At 67.9% G+C, this 23,027-nt stretch carries 20 protein-coding genes and 1 riboswitch; of the genes, 12 read left to right on the top strand and 8 right to left on the bottom strand.

Translation table 11 applies throughout. From position 1 onward, the window contains the following. Window positions 1-20 precede the first annotated feature (20 nt). The 3 genes from ACYVKL_RS34965 to ACYVKL_RS34955 all read right to left on the bottom strand — a co-directional run bounded on the left by ACYVKL_RS34965 (window position 21) and on the right by ACYVKL_RS34955 (window position 1,492). Window positions 21-302, bottom strand: a complete 282-nt coding sequence (locus tag ACYVKL_RS34965) for an acylphosphatase (RefSeq protein WP_357193510.1) — start codon at window positions 300-302, stop codon at window positions 21-23. Further along, a complete protein-coding gene (locus tag ACYVKL_RS34960) occupies window positions 299-763 on the bottom strand; it encodes an OsmC family protein (protein ID WP_213557096.1) in 465 nt (154 codons plus the stop codon). The genes ACYVKL_RS34965 and ACYVKL_RS34960 overlap by 4 nt, the downstream gene beginning before the upstream one ends. Before the next feature lie 69 nt (window positions 764-832). Next, window positions 833-1,492, bottom strand: coding sequence for an HAD family hydrolase (locus tag ACYVKL_RS34955; RefSeq protein WP_379171891.1), 660 nt, complete (start codon window positions 1,490-1,492; stop codon window positions 833-835). Window positions 1,493-1,656: 164 nt separating this feature from the next. Here ACYVKL_RS34955 and ACYVKL_RS34950 point away from each other — a divergent pair, with 164 nt between their 5' ends. Together ACYVKL_RS34950 and ACYVKL_RS34945 are read left to right on the top strand one after the other, a co-directional pair. Further along, the gene (locus ACYVKL_RS34950) at window positions 1,657-2,850 is read left to right on the top strand and encodes a cytochrome P450 (protein WP_379171889.1); all 1,194 of its coding nucleotides are present in this window, start codon (window positions 1,657-1,659) and stop codon (window positions 2,848-2,850) included. Window positions 2,851-3,026: 176 nt separating this feature from the next. After that, on the top strand, window positions 3,027-4,631 hold the full coding sequence (locus tag ACYVKL_RS34945) for an alkaline phosphatase family protein (protein ID WP_379172088.1): 1,605 nt from the start codon (window positions 3,027-3,029) through the stop codon (window positions 4,629-4,631). An 87-nt stretch (window positions 4,632-4,718) separates the two neighbouring features. Here the strand turns inward: ACYVKL_RS34945 and ACYVKL_RS34940 are convergent, their stop codons facing one another. The 3 genes from ACYVKL_RS34940 to ACYVKL_RS34930 are packed head-to-tail and all read right to left on the bottom strand — an operon-like array spanning window position 4,719 to window position 8,082. Continuing rightward, the gene (locus tag ACYVKL_RS34940) at window positions 4,719-5,420 is read right to left on the bottom strand and encodes a response regulator (protein ID WP_379171886.1); all 702 of its coding nucleotides are present in this window, start codon (window positions 5,418-5,420) and stop codon (window positions 4,719-4,721) included. Beyond that, complete coding sequence (locus ACYVKL_RS34935; RefSeq protein ID WP_379171884.1) at window positions 5,417-7,933, bottom strand: ATP-binding protein; 2,517 nt, start codon at window positions 7,931-7,933, stop codon at window positions 5,417-5,419. The genes ACYVKL_RS34940 and ACYVKL_RS34935 overlap by 4 nt, the downstream gene beginning before the upstream one ends. Further along, window positions 7,930-8,082 (bottom strand): hypothetical protein, encoded by a 153-nt coding sequence (locus ACYVKL_RS34930; RefSeq protein WP_379171882.1) that lies wholly within the window; start codon window positions 8,080-8,082, stop codon window positions 7,930-7,932. Before ACYVKL_RS34930 ends, ACYVKL_RS34935 begins: the two co-directional genes overlap by 4 nt. A 529-nt stretch (window positions 8,083-8,611) precedes the next feature. On the opposite strand from ACYVKL_RS34930, the gene ACYVKL_RS34925 reads away from it, so the two are divergent. The 4 genes from ACYVKL_RS34925 to ACYVKL_RS34910 all read left to right on the top strand — a co-directional run bounded on the left by ACYVKL_RS34925 (window position 8,612) and on the right by ACYVKL_RS34910 (window position 14,411). Then, window positions 8,612-9,850 (top strand): FAD-dependent oxidoreductase, encoded by a 1,239-nt coding sequence (locus ACYVKL_RS34925; protein ID WP_379171881.1) that lies wholly within the window; start codon window positions 8,612-8,614, stop codon window positions 9,848-9,850. Window positions 9,851-9,992: 142 nt separating this feature from the next. Next, window positions 9,993-10,162, top strand: a riboswitch (M-box (ykoK) riboswitch). Window positions 10,163-10,518: 356 nt separating this feature from the next. Next, window positions 10,519-11,304: a DUF8020 domain-containing protein gene (locus tag ACYVKL_RS34920; protein ID WP_379171879.1), complete on the top strand. Its 786-nt coding sequence runs from the start codon at window positions 10,519-10,521 to the stop codon at window positions 11,302-11,304. A gap of 36 nt (window positions 11,305-11,340) precedes the next feature. After that, window positions 11,341-13,098, top strand: a complete 1,758-nt coding sequence (locus ACYVKL_RS34915) for an ABC transporter permease (protein WP_379171877.1) — start codon at window positions 11,341-11,343, stop codon at window positions 13,096-13,098. A 26-nt stretch (window positions 13,099-13,124) separates the two neighbouring features. Continuing rightward, window positions 13,125-14,411 (top strand): ABC transporter ATP-binding protein, encoded by a 1,287-nt coding sequence (locus tag ACYVKL_RS34910; protein WP_379171875.1) that lies wholly within the window; start codon window positions 13,125-13,127, stop codon window positions 14,409-14,411. 54 nt (window positions 14,412-14,465) lie between these two features. Here the strand turns inward: ACYVKL_RS34910 and ACYVKL_RS34905 are convergent, their stop codons facing one another. Beyond that, window positions 14,466-14,618, bottom strand: coding sequence for a hypothetical protein (locus ACYVKL_RS34905; protein WP_357193526.1), 153 nt, complete (start codon window positions 14,616-14,618; stop codon window positions 14,466-14,468). Window positions 14,619-14,946: 328 nt separating this feature from the next. On the opposite strand from ACYVKL_RS34905, the gene ACYVKL_RS34900 reads away from it, so the two are divergent. Then, window positions 14,947-15,600 carry a hypothetical protein gene (locus tag ACYVKL_RS34900; protein ID WP_379171873.1) on the top strand — a complete coding sequence of 218 codons (654 nt, stop codon included), beginning with the start codon at window positions 14,947-14,949 and terminating at the stop codon, window positions 15,598-15,600. Window positions 15,601-15,690: 90 nt separating this feature from the next. Further along, a complete protein-coding gene (locus ACYVKL_RS34895; protein ID WP_379171871.1) occupies window positions 15,691-17,523 on the top strand; it encodes a serine/threonine-protein kinase in 1,833 nt (610 codons plus the stop codon). 33 nt (window positions 17,524-17,556) lie between these two features. On the opposite strand, the gene ACYVKL_RS34890 is transcribed toward ACYVKL_RS34895, so the two are convergent. Next, window positions 17,557-18,348, bottom strand: a complete 792-nt coding sequence (locus tag ACYVKL_RS34890; protein ID WP_379171870.1) for a TetR/AcrR family transcriptional regulator — start codon at window positions 18,346-18,348, stop codon at window positions 17,557-17,559. 375 nt (window positions 18,349-18,723) lie between these two features. On the opposite strand from ACYVKL_RS34890, the gene ACYVKL_RS34885 reads away from it, so the two are divergent. From ACYVKL_RS34885 to ACYVKL_RS34870, 4 genes are read left to right on the top strand one after another with little or no spacing between them, the layout of a single operon-like run. Further along, on the top strand, window positions 18,724-19,539 hold the full coding sequence (locus ACYVKL_RS34885; RefSeq protein ID WP_379171868.1) for an alpha/beta fold hydrolase: 816 nt from the start codon (window positions 18,724-18,726) through the stop codon (window positions 19,537-19,539). Continuing rightward, the gene (locus ACYVKL_RS34880; RefSeq protein WP_379171866.1) at window positions 19,532-20,935 is read left to right on the top strand and encodes a cytochrome P450; all 1,404 of its coding nucleotides are present in this window, start codon (window positions 19,532-19,534) and stop codon (window positions 20,933-20,935) included. The genes ACYVKL_RS34885 and ACYVKL_RS34880 overlap by 8 nt, the downstream gene beginning before the upstream one ends. After that, a complete protein-coding gene (locus ACYVKL_RS34875; RefSeq protein ID WP_357193537.1) occupies window positions 20,932-21,447 on the top strand; it encodes a nitroreductase/quinone reductase family protein in 516 nt (171 codons plus the stop codon). The genes ACYVKL_RS34880 and ACYVKL_RS34875 overlap by 4 nt, the downstream gene beginning before the upstream one ends. After that, window positions 21,444-22,901, top strand: a complete 1,458-nt coding sequence (locus tag ACYVKL_RS34870; RefSeq protein WP_379171863.1) for an MDR family MFS transporter — start codon at window positions 21,444-21,446, stop codon at window positions 22,899-22,901. Before ACYVKL_RS34875 ends, ACYVKL_RS34870 begins: the two co-directional genes overlap by 4 nt. The last annotated feature ends 126 nt before the right edge of the window (window positions 22,902-23,027 follow it).

The following is a 23,027-nucleotide window of genomic DNA, read 5'->3' as shown; positions in this document are numbered from 1 at the left end:
CTCCGTGGGCTCGCCGCGCGTTAGCGTTCTTCGAATCCTGTCATTCCGCCCGCGGCGGGACCCCAGTCTTCCACCACCAGGTTTACCCGACCCGGTGTTGTACCGGAACGTAGCAGGTCGAGCAGCGATTCGCAGGCATCGCGGGGTCCTTCGGCGATGACGTGTACCCGGCCGTCGCGGTGATTGCGCGCGTAACCGGTCAGGCCCAGTTCCAGGGCGCGGGCGCGAGTCCACCAGCGGAAGCCGACGCCCTGGACCATGCCGTGCACCCAGGCGCTGAGCCGGACCGGGTCAGCGCTCATTCGTCGACGCGGAAGGTGAGGTTGACCGTGGTGCCCGCCTTGAGGGTGCGGCCGACGGTGCAGACCTTGTCGATGGCGCGCTGCGCGGCGACCAGCAGGCGCTGGCGCGACTCGGCGTCGAGTTCGCTGAGGTCCAGCTCGACTTCCTCGGTGAGCTCGGGGTAGAGCTCGTTCTCGCGGTCGGCGTCGCCGGAGACGTGGACGGTGGCGTCGAAGTTGTCGCCCAGGCGGCGCGAGAGGGTGAAGTCGGAGCTCAGGCCGGTGCAGCCGGCGAGCGCGATCTTCAGCAGCTCACCCGGGGTGAACGCGCCGGGCACGCCCGCCGACGCGATGAGCACCTCGCCACCCCGGTTGTTGCGGCCGGTGTAGGCGCGGGTGCCGGTGCGTTCGGCCCACAACTTGACCGGCTCGGCAGCCGGGTCGGTGGCGGTGGTCTGCGGTGCGGCGGTCTGTTCGGACATAGGACGATCCTCCCATTTGTTGACTCGGGACAACCATCTGGTCGCCGCTCGTTCGGAACACCGGGGTGGTCAGCGGAATTCCGCCACCAGCTCCGGTGTGACGTCGGTCAGACTGCCGGCGACGTAGGCGGCCGCCGCGAGGGCGTCCGCGGCGGGCGGATATTTCGGGTGGGGGACCGCGATGACCGTCATGCCCGCGGCGTGGGCGGCGCGCAGTCCGTTGCTGGAGTCCTCGATCGCCACGCACCGGCCCGGTTCGATGCCCAGCCGGGCGGCCGCCTCGAGGTAGCCGTCGGGTGCGGGCTTGCCGCGCTCGACCTCCTCGGTGGAGACGGTGGCGGCGAACAGGTCGGTGACGCCCATGTGGTCGAGCACCACGTCGATGAGCCGGCGCGGGGAGGAGCTGGCCAGCCCGAGGGTGTAGTCCGCGGCCAGGCGTCGCACGGTGGCGACCGCGCCGGGCATGAGCGGCAGGTGCGCGGCGTAGCGGGCGGCCATTCGCGAGATCACGTCCTCGGCCACCTCGTCGGGGGTGCGGCGGCCGTCGAGCAGGTCCGCGCTGGTGTACCGCGACCATTCGGCGGTGCTCATACCCATGAACCGGTCCTGGGTGTCGGGCAGCCAGCGCCCGGCCAGCTCGTCGATGTACTCGCGTCGCACCTCCTCCCAGATGGGTTCGGTGTCGATGAGCACACCGTCCATGTCGAACACGATCGCGGCAACAGACATGGCCACCATGGTGGTTCATCGCCCCCGTCGCCGCGGACAGGGGGTGCTGGGTGACACCGTGTCCACTGACTGGGATCGCCGCACCGAACCGCGCCGCCGGGTCCGGCCCGGGGTTAGCGTCCGAACGAAAGACGTATACCCGCAAGTGAATACCGAGGTGGACCGTGGGCACGGTCAGTGACATCTACGATCCCGAGCTGTACGTGGCCGGGCCGATCCACGAGATCTTCGCCGGACTGCGGCGCACGGATCCGGTGCATTGGCAGGAGATGCCGGGCGAACCCGGATACTGGGCGATCCTCAAGCACGCGGATGTGGCGCACGTGGCGCGCAATCCGGAACTGTTCTCCGCCGAGGTGGAGGGCGTGATCCTGGAGAACCAGCCGCCCGAACGGCTCGAGCAGACCCGCAACATGCTGCTGATGATGGATCCGCCGCGGCACACCGAGTACCGCAAGCCGCTGGCCGAGCATTTCAAGGCGCGGGTGGTCGGCGACATGGAGGACCGGGTCCGGGAACTGACCCGCAGCCTGCTCGACAGTGTCGACGGCGACGTGGAATTCGTGCACGACGTGGCGGGCGTGCTGCCCAGCCAGGTGGTGGGCGGCCTGTTCGGGATTCCCGCGCAGGACTGGCCGAGCCTGCGGCGCTGGGCCGAACAGTCGGTCAGCCAGCAGGATCCGGACCTGGTCGGCGATTTCGACGTGACCGCCGAGCTCACCAATATGGCCATCTACGCCATCCAGTTCTCCATGGCCCGGCGCGAGCAGGAGCCGCAGGCCGATCTGACCTCGCTCATCCTGGGCGGCTCCTTCGGCGGAAAGGCCATGTCGGATCTGGAGTTCGGCAGCTTCTTCACCCAGCTGGTGACCGCGGGCAACGACACCACCAAGACCATGCTGTCCTCGGGTCTGCAACTGCTGCTGGCGCATCCCGAACAGCTGGCCGCGCTGCGCGAGAACCCGGCGCTGATTCCCGGTGCGGTGGAGGAGATCCTGCGCTACGCCAACCCGCTGCACTACTTCCGCCGCACCGCGACCGCCGACACCGAGATCCGCGGCGTCCCGATCAAGGCGGGCGACAAGGTGGCCATGTGGTACACCTCGGCCAATCGTGACGAGGATGTCTTCGCCGACGCCGAGAGCTTCGACATCCGCCGCAATCCCAACCCGCACTTGTCCTTCGGCCTGGCCCAGCACTTCTGCCTGGGTGTGCACCTGGCGCGGCTGGAGGGCCGGGTGTTCTTCGAGGAGCTGCTGACCCGCTTCCCGAAACTGGAGCAGACCGGCGACGCCCGGCGGATCCGCTCGAACCTGAACAACGGTCTCAAGTCGCTGCCGGTCCGGATGACCAGGTGAGCGCCGCGCCGCCGCTGCGCTGAACCGCTCGGATCGGGCGCGAACTCCCAGCCAGTGTTCGCGCGCCCATCACCGGGCCGACGCCCGGCCGTCACCCACGCCCGCAACCCTTTCCGGGTCTCGGCCCGCCCGTTCGGGTGGCCGCAGGTGCGGAATGGAGTGTCAGGGTGAGCAGTATGGGATACCGGCTGGCGGCGGCCGGCGCGTGTGCGGTGCTGGGGCTGGCGGTCGCCGGTTGCGGGTCCGGCGGCGACGCGGCGCAGCACGATCAGCATGTGCTGTTGCTGTCGATCGACGGCATGCACGAGTCGGATCTGGCCGATTATGTGGCCGCACACCAGGATTCGGCGCTGGCGAAGCTCGCCGCGCGCGGCGCGCACTACACCAACGCGCAGGCTCCCGCACCCGCCGACTCCTTCCCCGGCATGGTGGCCCTGCTCACCGGCGGCAGCCCCGAGACCACCGGCGTCTACTACGACGACACCTGGGCCCGCGACCTGCTGCCGGCCGGCACCAAGGACTGCGCGACCGCCAAGAAGGGCGCGCAGGTCGCGCTGACCGAGGAGATCGACAAGGACACCGATCAGCTCGACGGCGGCCAGGGCCTGTCCGGCCTGCCGAACGGCATCGCCGCCATGACCGGCGACCCGAGCGCGGTGCTCGATCCGGCCAAGCTGCCGGTGGATCCGGCCACCTGCAAGCCGATTGCGCCGTCGGACTATCTGAAGGTGAACACCGTCTTCTCGGTGGTGCACGAGGCCGGTCAGCGCACCGCCTGGTCGGACAAGCATCCGGCGTATCAGATCGTCAACGGCAAGGGCGGCCGCTCGGTGGACGACCTGTTCACCCCCGAGATCGACAGCAAGTCGCCCAAGGGCGCGGCCTGGACCAAGGACGTCGACGCAGTCAAGCAGTACGACACGTACAAGGCCGACGCCATCGTCAACGAGATCGGCGGCAAGGACCACTCCGGCACGCAGTCGCCCGGGGTGCCCGCGGTGTTCGGCATGAACTTCCAGGCGGTCTCGGTCACCCAGAAGCTGCCCGTGTCGAAGGGGTACGGCTCGGACGGCAAACCCGGTGCGCCGCTGGCGGCTTCGCTGGACTTCGTGGATCAGCAGATCGGCCGCTTCGTCGCGGCCCTGGACAAGGCGGGTCTGGGCGACAAGACCACGATCGTGGTGACCGCCAAGCACGGGCAGTCACCCATCAAGCCGGACGCGCTGACCCGCGTGGACGACAAGCCGATCGTCGACGCCGTCAACAAGGAATGGGCGGCCACCCATCCGCAGACCCCGAAGCTGATCGAGCACTCCATCGACGACGCCGCGCTGGTCTGGTGGCTGGCCGACCGCTCGCCCGAGGCCACCGCCTTCGCGAAGCGGAAGGTGCTCGAGACCAACGGCACCGGCACCGACATCAACGGCAACCCGAAGCCCTTCACGGCGTCGGGCGTGGACCCGAGCCACGTCTTCGCCGGGGCCGAGGCCGCCAAGTTCTTCGGCGCGGCCGCCGATGACACCCGGGTGCCGGACCTGTTCGCGGGCACCGTCGGCACGGTCTACACCGCGGGCAAGTCCAAGATCGCCGAGCACGGTGGCGACAGCCCCGACGACCGGCATGTCGCGCTGCTGGTGGTGGGCTCGGGCATCGCGAAGCACGATGTCGCCGAGCAGGTTTCGCTGACCCAGGTGGCGCCCACCATGCTCGCCCGTCTCGGCCTGGACCCCGGCAAGCTCGACGCCGTGAAATCCGAACACACGGCGTCCCTGCCGAGCTGACGGGTTCCGAACGAGAGCAGGGAGCTCTCCCGCGTGGAATCCTGTCCGATTCCACGCGGTGAGAGCCCCCTGATCTTGTCTGCGGGCCTAGGACTGGAACCGGTAGCCCATGCCCGCCTCGGTGAGCAGGTGCTTGGGCTGGGAGGGGTCGTCCTCGAGCTTGCGGCGCAACTGGGCGAGATAGACACGCAGGTAATGGGTTTCGGTCGCGTACGACGGGCCCCACACTTCGCGCAGCAGTTCCCGGCGGCCGACCAGTTTGCCCTGGTGGCGGACCAGCATCTCCAGCACGCCCCATTCGGTGGGGGTCAGGTGCACGTCGCGCCCGTGCCGGGTGACCTTCTTCGCGGCCAGATCGACGGTGAAGGAAGAGGTTTCGATGACCGGCTCGGCGGTGTCGGCGGTCGTCGCCGAGCGGCGGACCGCGGCGCGCAGGCGGGCCAGCAGTTCGTCCATGCCGAACGGTTTGGTGACGTAGTCGTCCGCGCCCGCGTCGAGCGCCTCCACCTTGTCGGAGGAGTCGGTGCGGGCCGAGAGCACGATGACCGGGACGGTGGACCAGCCGCGCAGTCCGGCCAGCACCTCGATGCCGTCGATATCGGGCAGGCCGAGGTCGAGAATGATGACCTCGGGGTGTTTCTCGGCTGCCGCGCGCAGGGCCGCACCGCCGGTGGACGCGGTCGTCACCTCGTAGCCGCGCACCGACAGATTGATGCGCAGGGCGCGCAGGATCTGTGGTTCGTCGTCGACCACCAGGACTTTGATCGGCGCCGCCGCCGCGTTCGTCACCCGTTCTCCTCTTCAGTGTCCGCGGGGTCGTCGCCCCCGGGCAGGTCGATCACCATGGTCAGTCCGCCGCCGGGGGTGGGTTCCGCGTGTACGGTGCCGCCCATGGCGTCCACGAAGCCGCGCACCACCGACAGGCCCAGGCCCACGCCGGTGGAGGTGTCGCGGTCGCCGAGCCGCTGGAAGGGCTCGAACAGTTGATCCTCCAGGCCGGTCGGTACGCCGGGGCCGGTGTCCACCACGGTAACCGCCACCCGCTTGCCGACCTGCTCGGCCGCCACCCGCACCATCGAATCCCGGGGCGAGTAGCGGGCGGCATTGTCGATCAGATTGGCCAGGACCCGTTCCAGCAGACCGGAATCCGCGCGCACCGCGATGGTCCCGACATCCACCTTCACCCGGTCCATGGTGGTGCGGCGCATCCCGCGGGTACCCATGCCCATCAGCGCGTGATGCACCACCTCGTCGAGGTAGACCTTGCGCATCTGCGGTTTGATCACCCCGACCGCCAGGCGGGAGGAGTCCAGCAGATTGCCGACCAGCGCGGTCAGCTGATCCACCGATTCCTCGATGGTCTCCAGCAATTCGGCGGTGTCCTCGGGGGAGAACTCGACGTCGTCGCTGCGCAGACTCGACACCGCCGCCTTGGCCGCGGCCAGCGGCGTGCGCAGGTCGTGGCTGACCGCCGACAGCAGGGCGCGGCGCAGCTTGTCGGCCTCCATGACCGCCTGCGCGGCACTGGCCTCGGCGCGCAGCTGTTTCTGCTGCACCAGTCCCGCCGCCTGATTCGCGACCGCGCCCAGCACCAGGCGGTCCCCGGACGTCACGGCTCGTCCTCGCAACAGCAGCCAATGCATGTCATCGCCCGCCTCCACAGCGGTCTCGGCGTCACCGACCTTCGTCGGCGGCTGATCTCCCACCGACGCGAGCACCTCGTCATCGGTGACGAGACTGACCGCGTCCTGGCCGTAGGTCTCCCGCGCGCGTTCCAGCAGATCCTGCAGGTTCGCGCCGTGCAGCACCGAGCCCGCGAACAAGGTCAGCAGCTCGGCCTGGCGAGAAGCCTTGCGCGCCTCCAGCGCCCGCTTGGCCGCCACGTCCACCAGCGCCGCCACCGCGACCGCCACCAGCAGCAGCACCACGATGGTGAGGAAATTGTCGAGCTGATCGATGGTGAGACTGTGGCGGGGTTCGGTGAAGAACCAGTTCAGCAACACCCCGGACAGCAAGGCGGACAGGGCGGCCGGGGCCACGCCGCCCAGCAGCGCCACCGCGATGACGCCGATGAAGAACAGGGCGCTCTCACCGCTGAGATCCAGCAGGCGGTCGAGCCAGAAGTAGATGACCGCGCAGATCAGCGACGGCACGAAGAACGCCGCCGACCAGGAACCCAGATTGCGTTCCCGCCGCGTCAGCGCCGACCAGCGGAAGCCGCCCTGATTGGATTCCTCGTGAGTCACCATGTGGACGTCGATCTTGCCGGACTCCTGCACCACGGTCGCGCCGATGCCCTCGTCGACCATGCGCGCCCAGCGCGAGCGCCGCGAGGTGCCCAGCACCAGCTGGGTGGCATTGACCTGGCGGGCGAAATCGAGCAGCGCCGTCGGCACGTCTTCGCCGGTCACGGTGTGCAGTTCGGCGTCGAGACCGGTGGCAAGATCGCGCAGCCGGTGCAGCCGTTGCGTCGACACCCCGGCCAGGCCGTCGCCGCGCACGATGTGCAGCACGATCAGTTCGGCGCTGGACTTGGCGGCGATGCGGCTGGCGCGCCGCACGATGGTCTCCGATTCCGGGCCGCCGGTCACCGCCACCACGACGCGTTCGCGCGCCTCCCAGGTGGTGGTGATCTGGTGGTCGGCACGGTATTTGGCGAGCGCGGCATCGACCTGGTCGGCCAGCCACAGCAGCGCCAGCTCCCGCAGGGCGGTCAGATTGCCGGGCCGGAAGTAGTTGCGCAGCGCGGCGTCCACCTTCTCGGCGGCGTACACGTTGCCGTGGGACATTCTGCGCCGCAACGCTTCCGGGGTGATGTCGACGAGTTCCACCTGGTCGGCGGCGCGAACCACCCAGTCCGGCACGGTTTCCCGCTGCACCACGCCCGTGATCTGCTCGACCACGTCGTTGAGGCTCTCCAGGTGCTGCACATTGACCGTGGACACCACGTCGATGCCCGCGTCCAGCAGCTCCTGCACGTCCTGCCACCGCTTCTCGTGCTTGCCGCCGGGAATGTTGGTGTGCGCCAGCTCGTCCACCAGCACCACGGCCGGCGCGCGCCGCAACACCGCCTCGACGTCGAGTTCGGGCAGCGTCGCCCCCCGGTATTCGACCATCTTCGGCGGGATGCGCTCGATCCCGGCGAGCAGCTCCGCGGTCTTGCTGCGGCCGTGGGTCTCCACGACCGCGGCCACCACATCGCGTCCACGCTCCAGCCGCCGATGGGCTTCGCCGAGCATCGAGTAGGTTTTGCCCACGCCCGGGGCAGCACCCAGGTAGATGCGTAGTTGGCCGCGTTTCACTCGTCCATCATCGCGCGCGGTGCGCGGATGCCCTGCTGCGCCGTGCGGACGGGTTCGCGGGTGGTTTCGGCGTTGGCCAGCATGCGCAGCATGAGGGCGCAACCGAGGAACCCGAAGATCACCATCAGGGTGACGGCGACGTGCGGCACGGTTTCTCCTTGTATATGTGCGGGTATCGCCCCGGCCGTGGCCGGGCTCCCCACTTCATACCTCCGATGCTGGTCAAGTCGCCGATCCTGACGGTTTCTTTACGACGGTGTGTCGGGTTGTTGACGCCATCCGAGCGGACCGAAGCAGACCGAAGCAGATGAAAACTACGGGGCTAGCCGTTTGACGCTCTCATTACATGGGACCTCGTTCAGGCAGTCCTTTCAGCACTACGTCGGGCGAGGGTCAATTCTCGGGCAGCGCATCCTCGCCGAAACGTCCGCCACCGACTGTTCGTGTGACGTCAAGGATCACCCGTGGCGCGCTGGGCTTGTTCGCCGACGCGAGCATGCCACGGCACGTATGGGCGGTTGACCGGTTAATCCTGCGGGTTGTTACGGCGAGCGTGGGGTTGATCGGTCGTCGCTTGCCGTGATGCTGCGTGGTCGACGGGATGGACAGCTGCCCGCGGTGGTCCATTGCCGGACGCGCCAGCGTGGTGCAAGCCCGGCGCAAGCGAAGACAGCGAGCGTGGCTGTGCACCGGTTCGGTGTGAGTGGTCGATCTTGTTGTGAGAGTGAGCGTGCGATAGTGCGAGTTGTGATTGCCGGAGCGGGGCTGGGCGGGTTGTGCCTGGCACAGGGGCTGCGCGGGAACGGCATGGAGTTCGAGGTGTACGAACGGGATGCGGAGGCGGATAGCCGAACTCAGGGGTACCGCATTCGGATCGATGAGACCGGGCAGCAGAGTTTGGCCGAGTGTTTGCCGGGGGAACTGGTGGAGATGTTGCGGGACACGTCCGCGGTGGCCGGGTCGGGCGGACGGTTCGTCGACGTGGAGTTGAACGAGGTATCGGGGCGGGTGGTGGATACGTGGCGGCCCTCGGCCGTCGAGGGCGCGGACACGGCCGAGGATGGTGATCTCAGTGTGAACCGGCAGACCCTGCGCGAGATTCTGATGACCGGCATCACCGATAAAATTCGGTTCGGCAAGGAGCTGATACATGTCAGCGAGAGCGCGGGCGGGGTTACGGCGCGATTCAGGGACGGGACCAGTACGGTGTGCGACGTGCTGGTGGCGGCCGACGGGGTGAACTCCGCGGTACGCAGGCAACTGGTACCCGCAGCTGATCCGGTCGACACCGGGATGGTCTGTCTCTACGGCAGAACCACGCTTACTCCCCGCACCCGCGCTCTGGTCGCCGAAACGCTGCTCGACGGAACGTCGGTGGTATTCGCCGAGGGATTCGCCGTCATCGTGGATGCGATGGCATTCCGCGCGAGCGCTTTCGACGGGCGTCGCCTCACACCGGTGAACGACTATCTGTACTGGGCGTGTTTCGGAACGCGCACGGCCCTCGGATTCGCCGACAGCGGAGAACTCGATGGCGACATGCTCGAGACGGCCGTCGGCATCAGCGCGGATTGGCATCCTGGACTGCGGGCTGTTTTCACTGCCTCCGATCGGAACGCGTTGGCAGTCTTGCCGATTCGCTCGGCCCAGACGCTGACGGATTGGCCGGGCGGCCGAGTGACCGCGCTCGGCGACGCCGTTCACGCCATGAGCCCGGCCGGCGGACTGGGCGCGAACACCGCTCTGCGCGATGCCGCCACCCTGTCCATGTGTCTCGGCTCCGGCCGGGGCACGCTGCTCAGCGCCGTTGCCGACTACGAGCAGCGCATGCATCGCTATGCCCGGGAGGCCGTCACGGCATCCCAGCGTGGAGCCGAACGGCTGACCGCTGCTGCCGCGTCACGCAACGTTGGGTAGGTAATCCGACATCGGTGGTCTTGGCGGGGGCCACCGGCTCCGCAACGCCATCCGCCCGGTGCCCTGTCAGTGGCGTCGGCCACGGTCGAAGAATGAGCGAATAGCGGTTTTGACTTTTAACGAGTCGTTAACTAGGTTCCCTGTTGCACCTCGATAGGCGAGGCTCCTGCACGAACATAGGCCACTGATCTGACGACGTCGAGAGACGCCCAAGGTTAGGACAGATTTCTCCGGATCAAGGGGTAATCCAAAGTGGCTTTCCGATTCGGAACACGTCGTGCAGTGCCAAAACTCTGACGAGAGGGGTGTGCGTCCGCCCCGAGAGTTCCGGGCGACCTCCCCGCGTGCGTTGACGAATCGCGTTCTACCAGTGAGGAGGTCGGGTAGCAAGATGGCACCCGATGATGACCCGGGATCTCCGGGCCGGCCCCTCCGCCTCGGTCCGGGCCGCTAGCCAGCACACCAACACCGCGTCGATATCTCGACGCACGTAATTCTCCGATATCACGATGCCGCCTGCGCGGCACCGGATTATTCGCGTGCACATTTTACGAATGAATTCGGAGATTCGCATATATATCCGACCCGTCGGCACCACCGTGCTCGACGGTATTCGATGCTGCCCGGAAACCGATGCGGGCAGCGGTATCCCGAGGGGAAACATCCCGATGAGAATTCGCTTGCTCGCATTCGCCACCGCGGCGCTGACCGCCGCCGGACTGGTCGCCCCGGCTGCCGCTTCGGCCACAGCACCCGGACCGGACGTCCGGCTCGCCGACGCTGTGAACGTTCAGGCCGTGTCCGGCGACGCCCGGATCGTGGACCGATCGGTGGTGCTGCACACCGACCTCGGCACGTTCCGAACCACCGCCGACCAGCTGCAGATCCTCGATCCGCAGGGCGTGGTGGTGGGGGCGATCCCGCTGACCATCACGAAGCAGGACACGACGTACCCGATCGACGCCCGCATCGACGGCGACAGCGCCACCCTCACCCCGAGCCCGGATCGGGCCCGACCGGTCAGCGCCGAGGAACGACGCATCGCCGCGGAGCTGCACGCCGTCGCGGAGGCGCAAGCCGAAGGCCCTGCGGCACAGCAGATTGCCGATCCCGACAGCTTCGAGGATCGGATGAATACCGTCTTCCAGAACGTCAACAACGAGCTCACCGTGGCCCTGGCGGTGGGCACGCTGCTGGGTGCCGTCATCGGCGCGCCGCTGGGCTGCGTCCTGCTGGGCGCGGGCCAAGGTCTCGCGGTCGGCGCATTGACGTTGGGCACGTTGGCGATTCCCGGCGCCATCACCGGCTGTCTGGAAGGCGCGGTGGTCGGGGCCGGAATGGGCGTCGTGGTTTTCAACCTGCTCGTCGGCGTACCGGCGGTGCTGGCCTCGGCCGTCCACGCCTACAACGTCATGACCGCACCGCCCGCGGTCGCCGCCGAATCGACCAACTGAGTTGCGACGAAGCCGCTCGGAGCGAGGTGAACAGCAATGACTCTTGAATTGACAATTCCGGACCGCCCCAAGACGACTCCCGAGGTACCGCGGGTACGCGGCCGGCTCCGAGCGGTGGACTACCTGATCATCGGCGCGGGCGTGCTGCTGATCCTGCTGGTGCTGCGGCTGTTTCGGGACATGTCGGTGCCCTGGACGCCGGATACCGGAACCGAGGCCGTATCGACCGATCCCGCGAATCTGCCCTATTACGCGGCCCGCACCACGCTGCGCATGTTCATCGGCCTGGCGGCGTCCATCCTCTTCACACTGATCGTCGGCCAGTGGGCGGCACGCTCGCGGCGAGCCGAGAAGGTGCTCATCCCGGCCCTCGACGTGCTGCAGTCGGTGCCGGTGCTGGCGCTGGTTTCGATCACGGTCACCGCGTTCGTGGGCCTGTTCCACGGCTCGTATCTGGGCGCGGAGGCGGCGTGCATCTTCGCCATCTTCACCGCGCAGGCCTGGAACATGACCTTCGCCTACTACCAGGCGCTGCGCAATATGCCCCGGGAGCTGGATGATTCGGCCCGCATGATGCGGCTCACCCGCTGGCAGCGGCTGTGGCAGCTGGAGGTGCCGACGGCGATGGTGCCGATGATCTGGAACGGCATGATGAGCTTCGGCGGCGCGTGGTTCATGCTCGCGGCCTCGGAGGTCATCACGGTATCCGGCCGGGACGAAGCGTTGCCCGGCATGGGTAGCTTCATCGCGGCGGCCACCTCGGAGGCTCAGGTCGGCAATCTCATCGTGGGTGCGCTGGTCATGGTGCTCACCATCGTCCTGGTGAACGTGGTGTTCTGGCGGCCGCTCACGGCGTGGTCGGAGCGATTCCGGGTGGAGCACACCGAAAGTGCGCAGGCCCCGAGGAGTCTGGTGCTCGACCTGCTGCGCCGCAGCACGGTGCCGGGCCGGCTGGCACGGGTCCTACGACCGGTCGGTGAGCACGTCGATCGCCTCATGCGGGTCTTCGGGCGCAGCACCCGTTCCGCCTACGACGAGCGCGCGGGCAGCCGCATCGGCGATGTGCTCTTCTTCGGACTGCTCTTCGCCGCGCTCGCCTGGGGCACCTGGGCACTCGCCTCCTACTTCGAACGAACCGTTGGCCTGGCCGAATTCGGGCCGACCTCGCTGATGGGGCTAGCCAGCCTCGGCCGCGTGATAGTGCTGCTGGTGGTCTCCACCATCGTGTGGGTGCCGGTCGGCGTGTGGATCGGGATGAATCCGCGCGTCTGCCGGTTCGCTCAGCCGGTGGTGCAGGTGCTGGCCAGTTTCCCGGCCCAGTTCTTGTTCATCTTCGTCATCGCGGCGCTCACCTACACCGGCATCTCACTGAATGTCGGCGGCATCGTGCTGATGGCGCTGGGTGCGCAGTGGTACGTGCTGTTCAACGTGATCGCGGCGGCCGGGCAGATCCCGACGGACCTGCGCGAGGCCATGGACGATCTCGGCGTGCACAGCGTGCAGCGCTGGAAGTCGTTGATATTGCCCGCGATCGCCCCCGGCTACGTGGTCGGCGCGATCACCGCGTTCGGCGGCGCGTGGAACGCCACGCTGGTCGGCGAGGTCGTGGAGGCCGGGAACACGCGTATGGAGGCCTACGGCCTGGGCGCGTACATCACCAACGCCACCACCGACGACGTCTTCGCCAGGGTGCTGCTCGGCACCGTGGTGATGAGCGTGGTCACGGTGACGATCAACCGCCTGTTGTGGCGACGCCTGCAGCGCACCGCCGAACGGCGATTCTCGCTGAGCTGAAACACTTTTCGAAAGGAGGACCCATCGTGTCCGCCCCCATCATCACCGTCGATCGTGTCACCAAGAACTTCACCAACCCCTCCGGCGAGCAGCTGCCTGTGCTCTCGGATGTCTGCCTCGAGCTGCGCGAGGGCGAAATCGTCGCGCTGCTGGGCAAATCCGGCTCCGGCAAGTCCACGCTGCTGCGGATCATCGCGGGCCTGACGCTCCCCTCTGCGGGGTCCGCGCGCATCCGGCAGACCGAGATCACCGAGCCGAATGCCGATACCGCCATGGTGTTCCAGACCTTCGCGTTGCTGCCGTGGCTGACTGTGCGGCAGAACGTCGAACTCGGCCTTCGCGCCCAAGGGATTTCGGCCTGGGAGCGCGGCGAGCGGGTCACCGACGCCATCGACATGATCGGCCTGGACGGTTTCGAGAACGCCTATCCCAAGGAGCTTTCCGGCGGCATGCGCCAGCGGGTGGGATTCGCCCGCGCCCTGGTGGTGCAGCCGGAGGTATTGCTGATGGACGAGCCGTTCTCGGCGCTGGACGTCTTGACCGCCGAGAACCTGCGCGGCGAGCTCATGCGACTGCGGGCGGAGACTGCCTTCCCGACCAAGACCATGCTGATGGTCACCCACAACATCGAGGAGGCCGTGCAGCTGGCCGACCGAATCCTGGTGCTGGACAACAATCCCGGGCGAATCAAGGGTGAGATCCAGGTGCGTCTCCCGCAGCCGCGAGACCCGCGCGGCGCGGGGTTCCAGGCGCTGGTGGACCAGGCCTATCGGATGCTCACCGACGTCACCTTCGATGGCAGCTGGCCGAGCATCACCCCCAGCCCCACTACCCGGCCGCTGCCCGATGCCGGGGTGGACGGAATCGGCGGCATGCTGGATTTTGTTGCCGCCCGAGGCGGGCGGGCCGACCTGCCGGATCTGGCGGGCGGGTTGCGCTTCGAGGTCGACGATCTGATGCCGCTGGTCGACGCCGCCACCATGCTGGGGTTGGCCACCACCGCCGACGGGGATATCGAGCTCACCCTCGACGGCACCCTGTTCACCGAGGCCGATATCGACAGTGCCAAGGCCATTTTCGCGCGGCTGGCGCGGGCCAAGGCGCCTCTGGTCGCGGCGATCGACCACGCGCTGGCCGGTGCGCGCAACCAGCGGCTGCGCGACGGCTTCTTCCTCGACCTGCTGCGGCGGGGCTTCACCGAGCACGCCGCGCGGCGACAACTGCGGATCGCCATCGACTGGGGACGCTATGCCGAACTCTACGAGTACGACGCCACCGAGCGGCTGCTCACCCGGCACCCGGACGAGGCCTGAGGAGGCGTCCGCCGTTGCGGCGAGCCCGGGCACGGCGCTCGCCCTCGCCGCGTTTCACTCGTCCATCATCGCGCGCGGTGCGCGGATGCCCTGCTGCGCCGTGCGGACGGGTTCGCGGGTGGTTTCGGCGTTGGCCAGCATGCGCAGCATGAGGGCGCAACCGAGGAACCCGAAGATCACCATCAGGGTGACGGCGATGTGTGGCACGGCTTCTCCTTGGATATGGACAGGTGCATCCGGCCGCGCGCGGGCGCGTGGCCGGGTTCCCACTTCTTACCTCCGATGCTGGTCAGGTCGGCGGTCCTGACGGTTTCTTTACGGCCGTGTCCGGTGTTGTTGACAGGATCCGAGCGGTCCCGGGGGCATCGTGACCTGGTCGCGCGGGCAGGATCCGAGATGGGCCATGTCCTTCGGCCGAAAATAGCTACTGATCAGCTACCATTCGTGACGCACGCGTCGTATCACCGGTAGCCAGGGGAGCATTCTCGCCTGCTGCAGCAGATTCCCAAGTCGAATCCAGCGAGAGGGTGGTCGAATGGCTCGTCGGTATGGAGGATCCCGGACCAGCGCGTCGCGACGCGCCTTGTTGCCGATTGTCGGCGCGATACCACTGGCCGTCGCCGTGACCTGCTCCGTCGCCACGGCCGAGGCCGCGGCGCAGCCCAGCGACCCGGCCGCCGCGCTCTTCCAACAGATTCAGGCCGGCCCGGTGCAGCCCGGCGTGCCGGCGATTCCCGCCGCAGTCCTCGATCAGGTGAAGAACGCCGCGGCCGCCGCCCAGGCCGCCGTCGGCGACGGACTGCCCACGGTCCCTGTCGACAGCAACTACTCGCAGAACACCACCAACCTGATCGTGGGCAGCGGCGCCGCCGGTCTCATCATCGGCGCGGTCGTGGGGACGGTATCGGGCGCGGTGATCGGGGCCGTGCCAGGGGCGCTCGTCGGGGCTGCGGTCGGTGCGGCCATCGGCGGGGTAGCGGGTGGTCTCGCCATGGGCGTTCCGACCCTGGGAGTGGGTGCGCCTATCGGGGCCGGGGGTGGCGCCCTCGCGGGGGCCGGCATCGGTGCCGTGATAGGCGCTGTGCTCAGTGCGATCGTGGCCGGTGTCACCATCGGCGCCATCGGCGCGGCTGTCGGTTACGAGCTCGGCGCGGCCACCGGGCTCGGCAACGCTTTGCAGGGCGGCTGAGGCAGCGACCGCCACCGCTGACCCGGGCCGGAAAAGGCCGACCGGTACCAGATCTCGCGTAGGCAGTGTGGGAACCCTAAGCTGACGTCCGTGAATTCCGGGCGGTCAATGGTCGACGGGCGTTTCGAGTTGATCGAGCCCCTCGGCAGCGGTGGCATGGGCACGGTGTGGCGGGCGTACGACGTCGCACTGCACCGCGAAGTGGCGCTGAAAGAGGTGAAGGCCGACGGCGAAGCGACCGCGGCCGAGGTGCAGCGCGAACGCGTGCTGCGCGAAGCGCGCGCACTGGCCCGCATCGCCCACCCGAATGTGGTGGCCATTCACCACATCGTGGACACCCCGGCCGAGAAACATCCGTGGATCGTCATGGAACTGGTCGCCGGCGGCTCGCTCGCGGACCGCCTCGACGACGGCCCCATGACCCCGGCCCAGGCCGCCTGGGTCGGCCGCGGCATCCTCGCCGGCCTGCGCGCCGCGCACGCCGTCGGCGTCCTGCACCGCGACGTGAAACCCCCGAATGTCCTGCTGCGCACCGACGGTTCCCCCGTCCTCACCGACTTCGGCATCGCCGCCGTCAACGACCTGACCGGCCTCACGTCCACCGGCAGCGTCGTCGGCTCCCTGCCCTACGTCGCCCCTGAACGCCTGCAAGGCCACGAAGGCAACCCCGCCTCCGACCTCTGGTCCCTCGGCCTCGTAATGTTCGCCGCCGTCGAGGGTTACCAGCCCATGCGCCGCGACACCGACGTAGCCACCCTCGCCGCCGTCCTCATGGGCTCGGTCCCGCCCCCACGCCAAGCGGGCGCCCTGAGCCCCGTCATCCAAGCCCTCCTGGTCCCCAACCCCGGCCACCGCCCACCCGCCGACCAGGTCGACCGCATGCTCGCCCAGGCCATCGCCACCGGCGACACCGCCCCGGAACAGCTTGCCCACCAACAGCTGTCGGACTCATTCCGCACGACCACCTCGCCCCAGGACCTGACCCCGCCCCCGCAGCCCTTCCACGCGCCACAGGGGTACGGGACCGCAGTCCAGCCGCCCCAGGGGTTTGCGACAGTCCAGTCCGCGCAGGGATTCGCGACCGCGGCCGAGCCTGCACAGGGATTCGCGACCGGGTCCCAATCCGCGCAGGGGTTCGCGACGGTGGCCCAGCCGCAGTCATTCCCGCAGATGCCGCCCCAGGGATTCGCGACGACCATTCAGCATCCCGGCGGGTTCACCGCGCCCCAGGCGTTCGTGCCAATGCCGCCGAATCCCACACCGGCTGTGCCGCAACGCAATACGCGCCCGTGGATTCTGGCCGTCGTCGGCGCCGGTCTGGCCGTCGCTGTCGTCGCCGCCATCGCCCTGTGGCCCTCTTCCGGCAACCAAGGCGGATCGAGCCTGCCCACCGCCCCGGTTCCGCCCACCGGCATCATCCTGAGCAGCGATGTAGCCCTGCCCACTGTCATCGCGCCGACCACCGCCAACGGCGACCCCACCGCCGACCTGCTGACCCCCGAGGGAGTACGCAAGGCCGTCGCTGCCTTGGAGGAGGCTACGGGCGGAAAGCAATTCACCGAAACCACTATCTACCCCGAACACGTGTCCACGGGCGCCCCCGTCGCGAACCAGCCCAACCACTACGACAACTACATCTACCGCGCCGGCGCCGCCAAACGCGACAGCGTAGGCGGCCAGCTCACCGGCCACACCATCGACCTGAGCTCCATCAACTGGGACATTATCCCCAATCTGCTGGCCACCGCCGCCCAGCAACTGAAGGTCTCCAACCCGACGAGCCGCTACATCATCGTCGACACCCGCGGCACCTTCAGCGACGGCCAACAGGTCTTCCGCGTCTACATCTCAAACGAATACCACGACGGCGGCTACGTCATTGCGGCCCTGGACGGCACCATCCTCAGGGTGATGGGCCACTAGGTCGGCGGACCTACGTGAGGTAGCCGACGGCGCTCATGCCACCGTCGAGGAGGGCCCCGCGAGCCGGGTCCGCTCGCGGTGCGCCTTCTGCCGGCACGCGGGGGAGCAGTATCGCGCCCGTCGGCCGGTTCCCGACTGCGACAGCACGCTGCCGCACATGTGGCAGCCGTGCCCGTCGCGATCGCCGTCCCGCTCGTCTCGGCCGGAGGCGGTGGTGAGGGTCGCGGTCGAATTCCGGTCGGCCCGAAGTGAATCCAGGATCAGGGCGGCGGTCCGCCCGATCGGCGCGGCCTGGCCGGGGAGACGCTGGGCGGCCACGCATGCGGTGAAGAGGCCGAGCACGTCGGAGACCGAGATGTCGGTGCGTACCGCGCCGTTGTGCTGGGCCGCGGCCAGCAGCAGGGTCAGGCCCTGGTGGAACCGCATGCCCGCGCCGTGCACCCGGGCGCGGGGCCAGCCGTCGCCGAGGGTCAGCAGATCGCAGGGCGTCTCCTCGACGGGTGCCGACGACACGACCTCGATGCAGAAATCGAAGAACGCCACGCCCGGATCGCGATGTTTGAGATGATTGGCGGCCAGCGCGTTGAGCCGTTCGATCCGTTGTTCCAGAACGGCTTCCAGTAGCCCGGCCTTGGTCGGAAAGCAGCGGTAGACCGTTCCGGCGCCTACCCCGGCGCGGCGGGCGATCTCGGCCAGCGACACCGAGGGGCCCTGTTCCGCGAACGCGTGCTGTGCGGCGTCGAGGATCCGGGCATAGGTGGCTCGTGCCTCCGAGCGCTGGGCGAGCCGCGGCACGGTGGCGGTGCGTGTCTGTCGGGCTGACATGGCGTGCGCTGACCTTCCTGGGTCGCAGGTCGGGTTTCTCCGATGCTCTCACGCTCCGGAAGCCTCGGCCACACAAGGAAAGCGATGCGAGTCGCCTATCCGGACGGTCGTGTTACGAATTCAACGTTTCGTTACGCAGTTCTGGCCTGGGGCGGGACATTTCGTAACAGCGTCGCCGCGTCCGGTGCACCCGGATGACCTGCGAAATCGTGGAATTCGCCCCCGGTGGCCGCTGTCGGTGGTAACGGACCGCGCTCGGTGGAACTTTTCCGCGGACCGGGTGGCCCTTATGGTCGGAAAGGGATCGAGATATCCCGAATTTCGTGAATGGGGGCAATGATGGATCCTGGTGAAAACCGGTCGGGGACTGTCGAAATGCCGGACGGTGTCCGCACCGAACTGGAAGTGCTTCGCGCCGAGAACGCGGACGCGCCGGTCATCGTGGTGTGGCCCGGAATTGGTGCGCGGGGAGCGCAATACCATCAATTCGCCGGTGAATTGTGTGCACTCGGTTACACGGTTGTTGTGGGCGAGTTGCACGGCCAGGGTGAATCCCGGCCCGAGCCGGCCCGGACGAGCCGCTACGGCATGCACGACCAAGTGATCAACGACTACCACCTGGTCGCCGAACGAGCGCGTGGGCTGTTCCCGGGCTCCTCGCTGTACGTCCTCGGACACAGCTTCGGCGGTCAGCTGGCGGCCTGCTACGCGGCGCGTGAGAAGAACATCGCGGGGCTGGTGCTGGTCGCCTCGGGTACCGCCCCGGTCGACCAGATGCGGAACGTGACCGTTTTCCGCACGGTGCTCACGAAGCTCGTGCTGGAGCTCGTCGGTGCGATCGGGGTGGTGCCGCGCACCAAACTGCTCGGCGCGCCGACCCGGGGACTCGTGCTCGATATCGTGCGCATCGCCAAGACCGGGCGATACGAGCTCGGGGGCGCCGATTACGACTACGAGGCCGGTATGGCCGACAGCGAGACACCGATGCTCGCGATCACTTTCACCGGGGACCGCAATGTCCCCGCCTGGCAGACCGACGTCCTGTTGAGCAAGTTCCGCAGCGCGGCGATTCGCCGCCGCGTCATCGACGAGGGGCTCGGGCACTTCTCCTGGAGAAAACAACCACGCACTGTCGCTGCCGCTGTCGCCAGCTTTGTTCGTGACATCGAGAATGGTGGAGCAGATGACTAGCGTCAACGAATGCCCGGTCGCGCACGGGAGCGCGGCGACGGATATCGGGTCCGGGGAATCTCGTCCGATTCCCGGAAATTACGACCGCATCGGTATTCGTACCGCGATCGATTTCCAGCGCAATGGAATTCTGGAGATCATCGAACGCATGTGGCGTGAGCACGGTGACATCTCCGAACTGCGCGTCGCCGCCAAACGCATTGTGGTGCTGGCGCATCCCGACCACGCCCGCGCGGTGAACGTCGAACGCATGGACAAATACACCAAGGGCCCCAGTTACGACGGCGCGCGCACGCTGCTGATCGGTGACGGTCTGGTGACCAGCGTCGGCCGGGAGTGGAAGGAGCAGCGAAAGATGCTGTCGCCCTTCTTCACTCCCAAGGCGGTCCGCGGGTACGCGCCGCTGATGATGGAGGATGCCGAGTGGTTCGCGCGCCGGTGGGAAGGCCGGGCCGGTAGCCACGAGCCGGTCGAAATGCTTTCGGAGATGGCGGCTCTGACCGCGTCGATCATTCTGAAGAGCCTGTTCAGCACCACCGCCCAGGACGTCCGTGAGCAGTTGCAGGACGCGGTGGAGACCATGATCCAGTACACTTCCGGCCGGCAGCTCAACCGCTTCCGCCCGCCCGAGTGGGTACCGACCCCGGCGCGTCACGAGTACGAGGTGGCGCGGCAGCGGTTGGACGAGTTCGTCCTGCACGTGATCGCCGAACGCCGCAAGCTGCCGGCCGATCAGCGGCCCGCGGATCTGCTGTCGCAGATCATGTCGAGCGAGACCACGCTCAGTGACAAGCTGCTGCGCGATCAGTGCGTCACCATGCTGATCGCGGGGCACGAGAGCACCGCGCGCACCCTGGCGTTCGTCTGGTACGTCCTGGCCACCAATCCGGAGGTGGCGGCCACCCTGCACGACGAGGTCGACGCACTGCCGCAGGACATTTCGCTCGAGGATCTGAAGGACGCGCCCTACACGCTCGGGGTGATCAAGGAGACGCTGCGGCTGTACCCGCCGGCGCCGATCTACCTGCGTGATGTCGTCGCGGACGACCAGTTCGGGCCCTACACGGTGAAGGCGGGCTCGACCGTGCTGGTCGCGCCGTACTTCACGCACCGGCATCGCGACTTCTGGTCGGATCCGGAGAAATTCGACCCGCAGCGCTGGATGAACGACGCCGAGTACGGCATGCACCCGTATGCCTACCACCCCTTCGCCGGTGGCAACCGGGTGTGCATCGGAAAGAACTTCACCTTCATGGAGACCCACCTGCTGGTGATCCTGCTGGCCCGCAGGTTCGCGCCGGTGACGGTGCCGAATTACCGGCCGCAGTGGCGGATGCGCGGCGTGCTGGGGCCCGACAACGGTCTGCCGATGATGATGCGGGGGCGCGCGAAATGAGATTCACACCCTTCTGGCTGAACACCCGCGCCTACGCGCGCATTCTCAAGGTCGTCACCCGGCTCAACACCTGGATCTACGTCAAGACCGACGGCCGCCGGGCCGCGCAGTGGGACTTCTTCGGCAGTTTCCGCAAGGACCCGCTGCCCATCGCGGTCCTGACCACGGTCGGGCGCAAATCCGGCGTGCCGCGGACGGTCGCGGTGGTCTATCTGCCGCTCGAGGATGACCGAATCGCTTTCGCCGCATCGCATTGCGGACAGGAGACGCTACCGAACTGGTTCCGCAACATTCAGCGGAATCCGGATGTCACCGTGCAGATCGCCGGTGACAAGTACGAGACCAGGGCGCGGATTCTCGAGCCCGGATCCGACGAACGCAAGCACACCTGGTCCCTGCTGGCACGCAAGAACCAGGAGTTCGCCTGGATGCAGCGGTGGGCCGAACGTGAAGTGCCGGTGCTCATCTGCGAATTGAGCCCCGCCCGGGTAGAAGGAGTTGGCATCGTATGACCACCCAGACCGAACGGAGCCCGTGGGCGACGCTGGGGGCCTTGTGTTTCGGATTCTTCATGCTGCTGGTCGACATGACCATTGTGGCGGTGGCGAATCCGGCGATCATGGCCGAATTGCATACCGGCGTCTCGACCGTCGTGTGGGTGACGAGTGCTTACCTGCTCGCCTACGCGGTGCCGTTGCTGGTGACCGGGCGGCTCGGGGATCAGTTCGGGCCCAAGGTGATCTATCTGGTGGGGCTGACGGTGTTCACCCTCGCCTCGCTGGGGTGTGGTTTGTCCACCAGCGTCACGATGCTGATCGCGGCGCGGGCGGTGCAGGGGATCGGGGCGGCGCTGATGACGCCGCAGACCATGGCGGTCATCACCCGGATCTTCCCGGCCGACAAGCGCGGTGCTGCGATGGGCGCGTGGGGGTCGGTGGCGGGGGTGGCCTCGCTGATCGGTCCGATCATCGGCGGTGTGCTGGTGGACGGGCTGGGGTGGAAGTGGATCTTCCTGGTCAATGTGCCCATCGGGGTGGTGGCGTTCGTGCTGGCGGTGGTGTTCGTGCCGTCGTTGCCGACGCATCGGCACCGGTTCGATCTGCCGTCGGTGGCGCTCAGTGTGGGCGGAATGTTCTTGCTGGTCTTCGGAATTCAGCAGGGGAATGCCGAGCATTGGTCGGGGCGGATCTGGCTGTGCATCGGGGCGGGGGTGATCCTGCTGCTCGCCTTCCTCGCGGTACAGGCCCGCGACTCCGGCGAGCCGCTGGTGCCGCTGTCGCTGTTCCGGGATCGGAACTTCGCGTTGAGCACGCTGGCCATGACCGCGATGGGGGTCGCCACCACGGGCATGATGTTGCCGGGCTACTTCTATCTGGAGAATGTGCGCGGCATGTCGCCGACCCGGGCCGCGACGGTGTGGATCGTGATGGCGTTCCTCACCGCGCTGTTCTCGCCGATCGTCGGCAAGCTGGTCGATCGGGTTCATCCGAGGTTGGTGCCGACGGTCGGGTTCGCCGGATTCGCTCTCGGTATCGCCTGGTTCGGGTTGGTGATGAAGCCCGACACCCCGTTGTGGCAATTGCTGCTGCCACTGGTGTGCATGGGCGTCGCCAACGCGTGCGTGTGGTCGCCGCTGGCGGCCATCGCCACCTACGGGCTGCCCATGCATCAGGCCGGGGTGGGTGCGGGTGTCTACAACACCGCGCGCCAGGTGGGTCTGGTGCTCGGTAGCGCGGGTATCGGCGCGCTGATCCCGGCCCGGCTTGCCGCGCACGGCATCCCGTCCGTCGAGGGCGCCGCACTGTCCGGACCGATGCGGTCCGCGTTCAGCGCCGCACTGGCGCAAACGATGGTGCTGCCCTCTGCGGTGCTGATCGTCGGCATCGGGGCCTGCCTGTTGCTCGGTCACCGCACGACGGTGTCGGTGGCGGTCCCGGCACCGGAGACGGCGGACGCGCTGGGCTGACCCGTCGCCCGCGAAGACCCCGAAGAGCATGCCTCTCCGGGGTCTTCGGACGTTCCGGCTGCCCGAAACAGCAGGTCCTGACGGTTTCCTGATGGATTCGGGCGGGATGTGGACGACATCGGTACG

Source organism: Nocardia tengchongensis, assembly GCF_054781395.1.
This window is presented reverse-complemented; position numbering and strand designations above follow the sequence as displayed.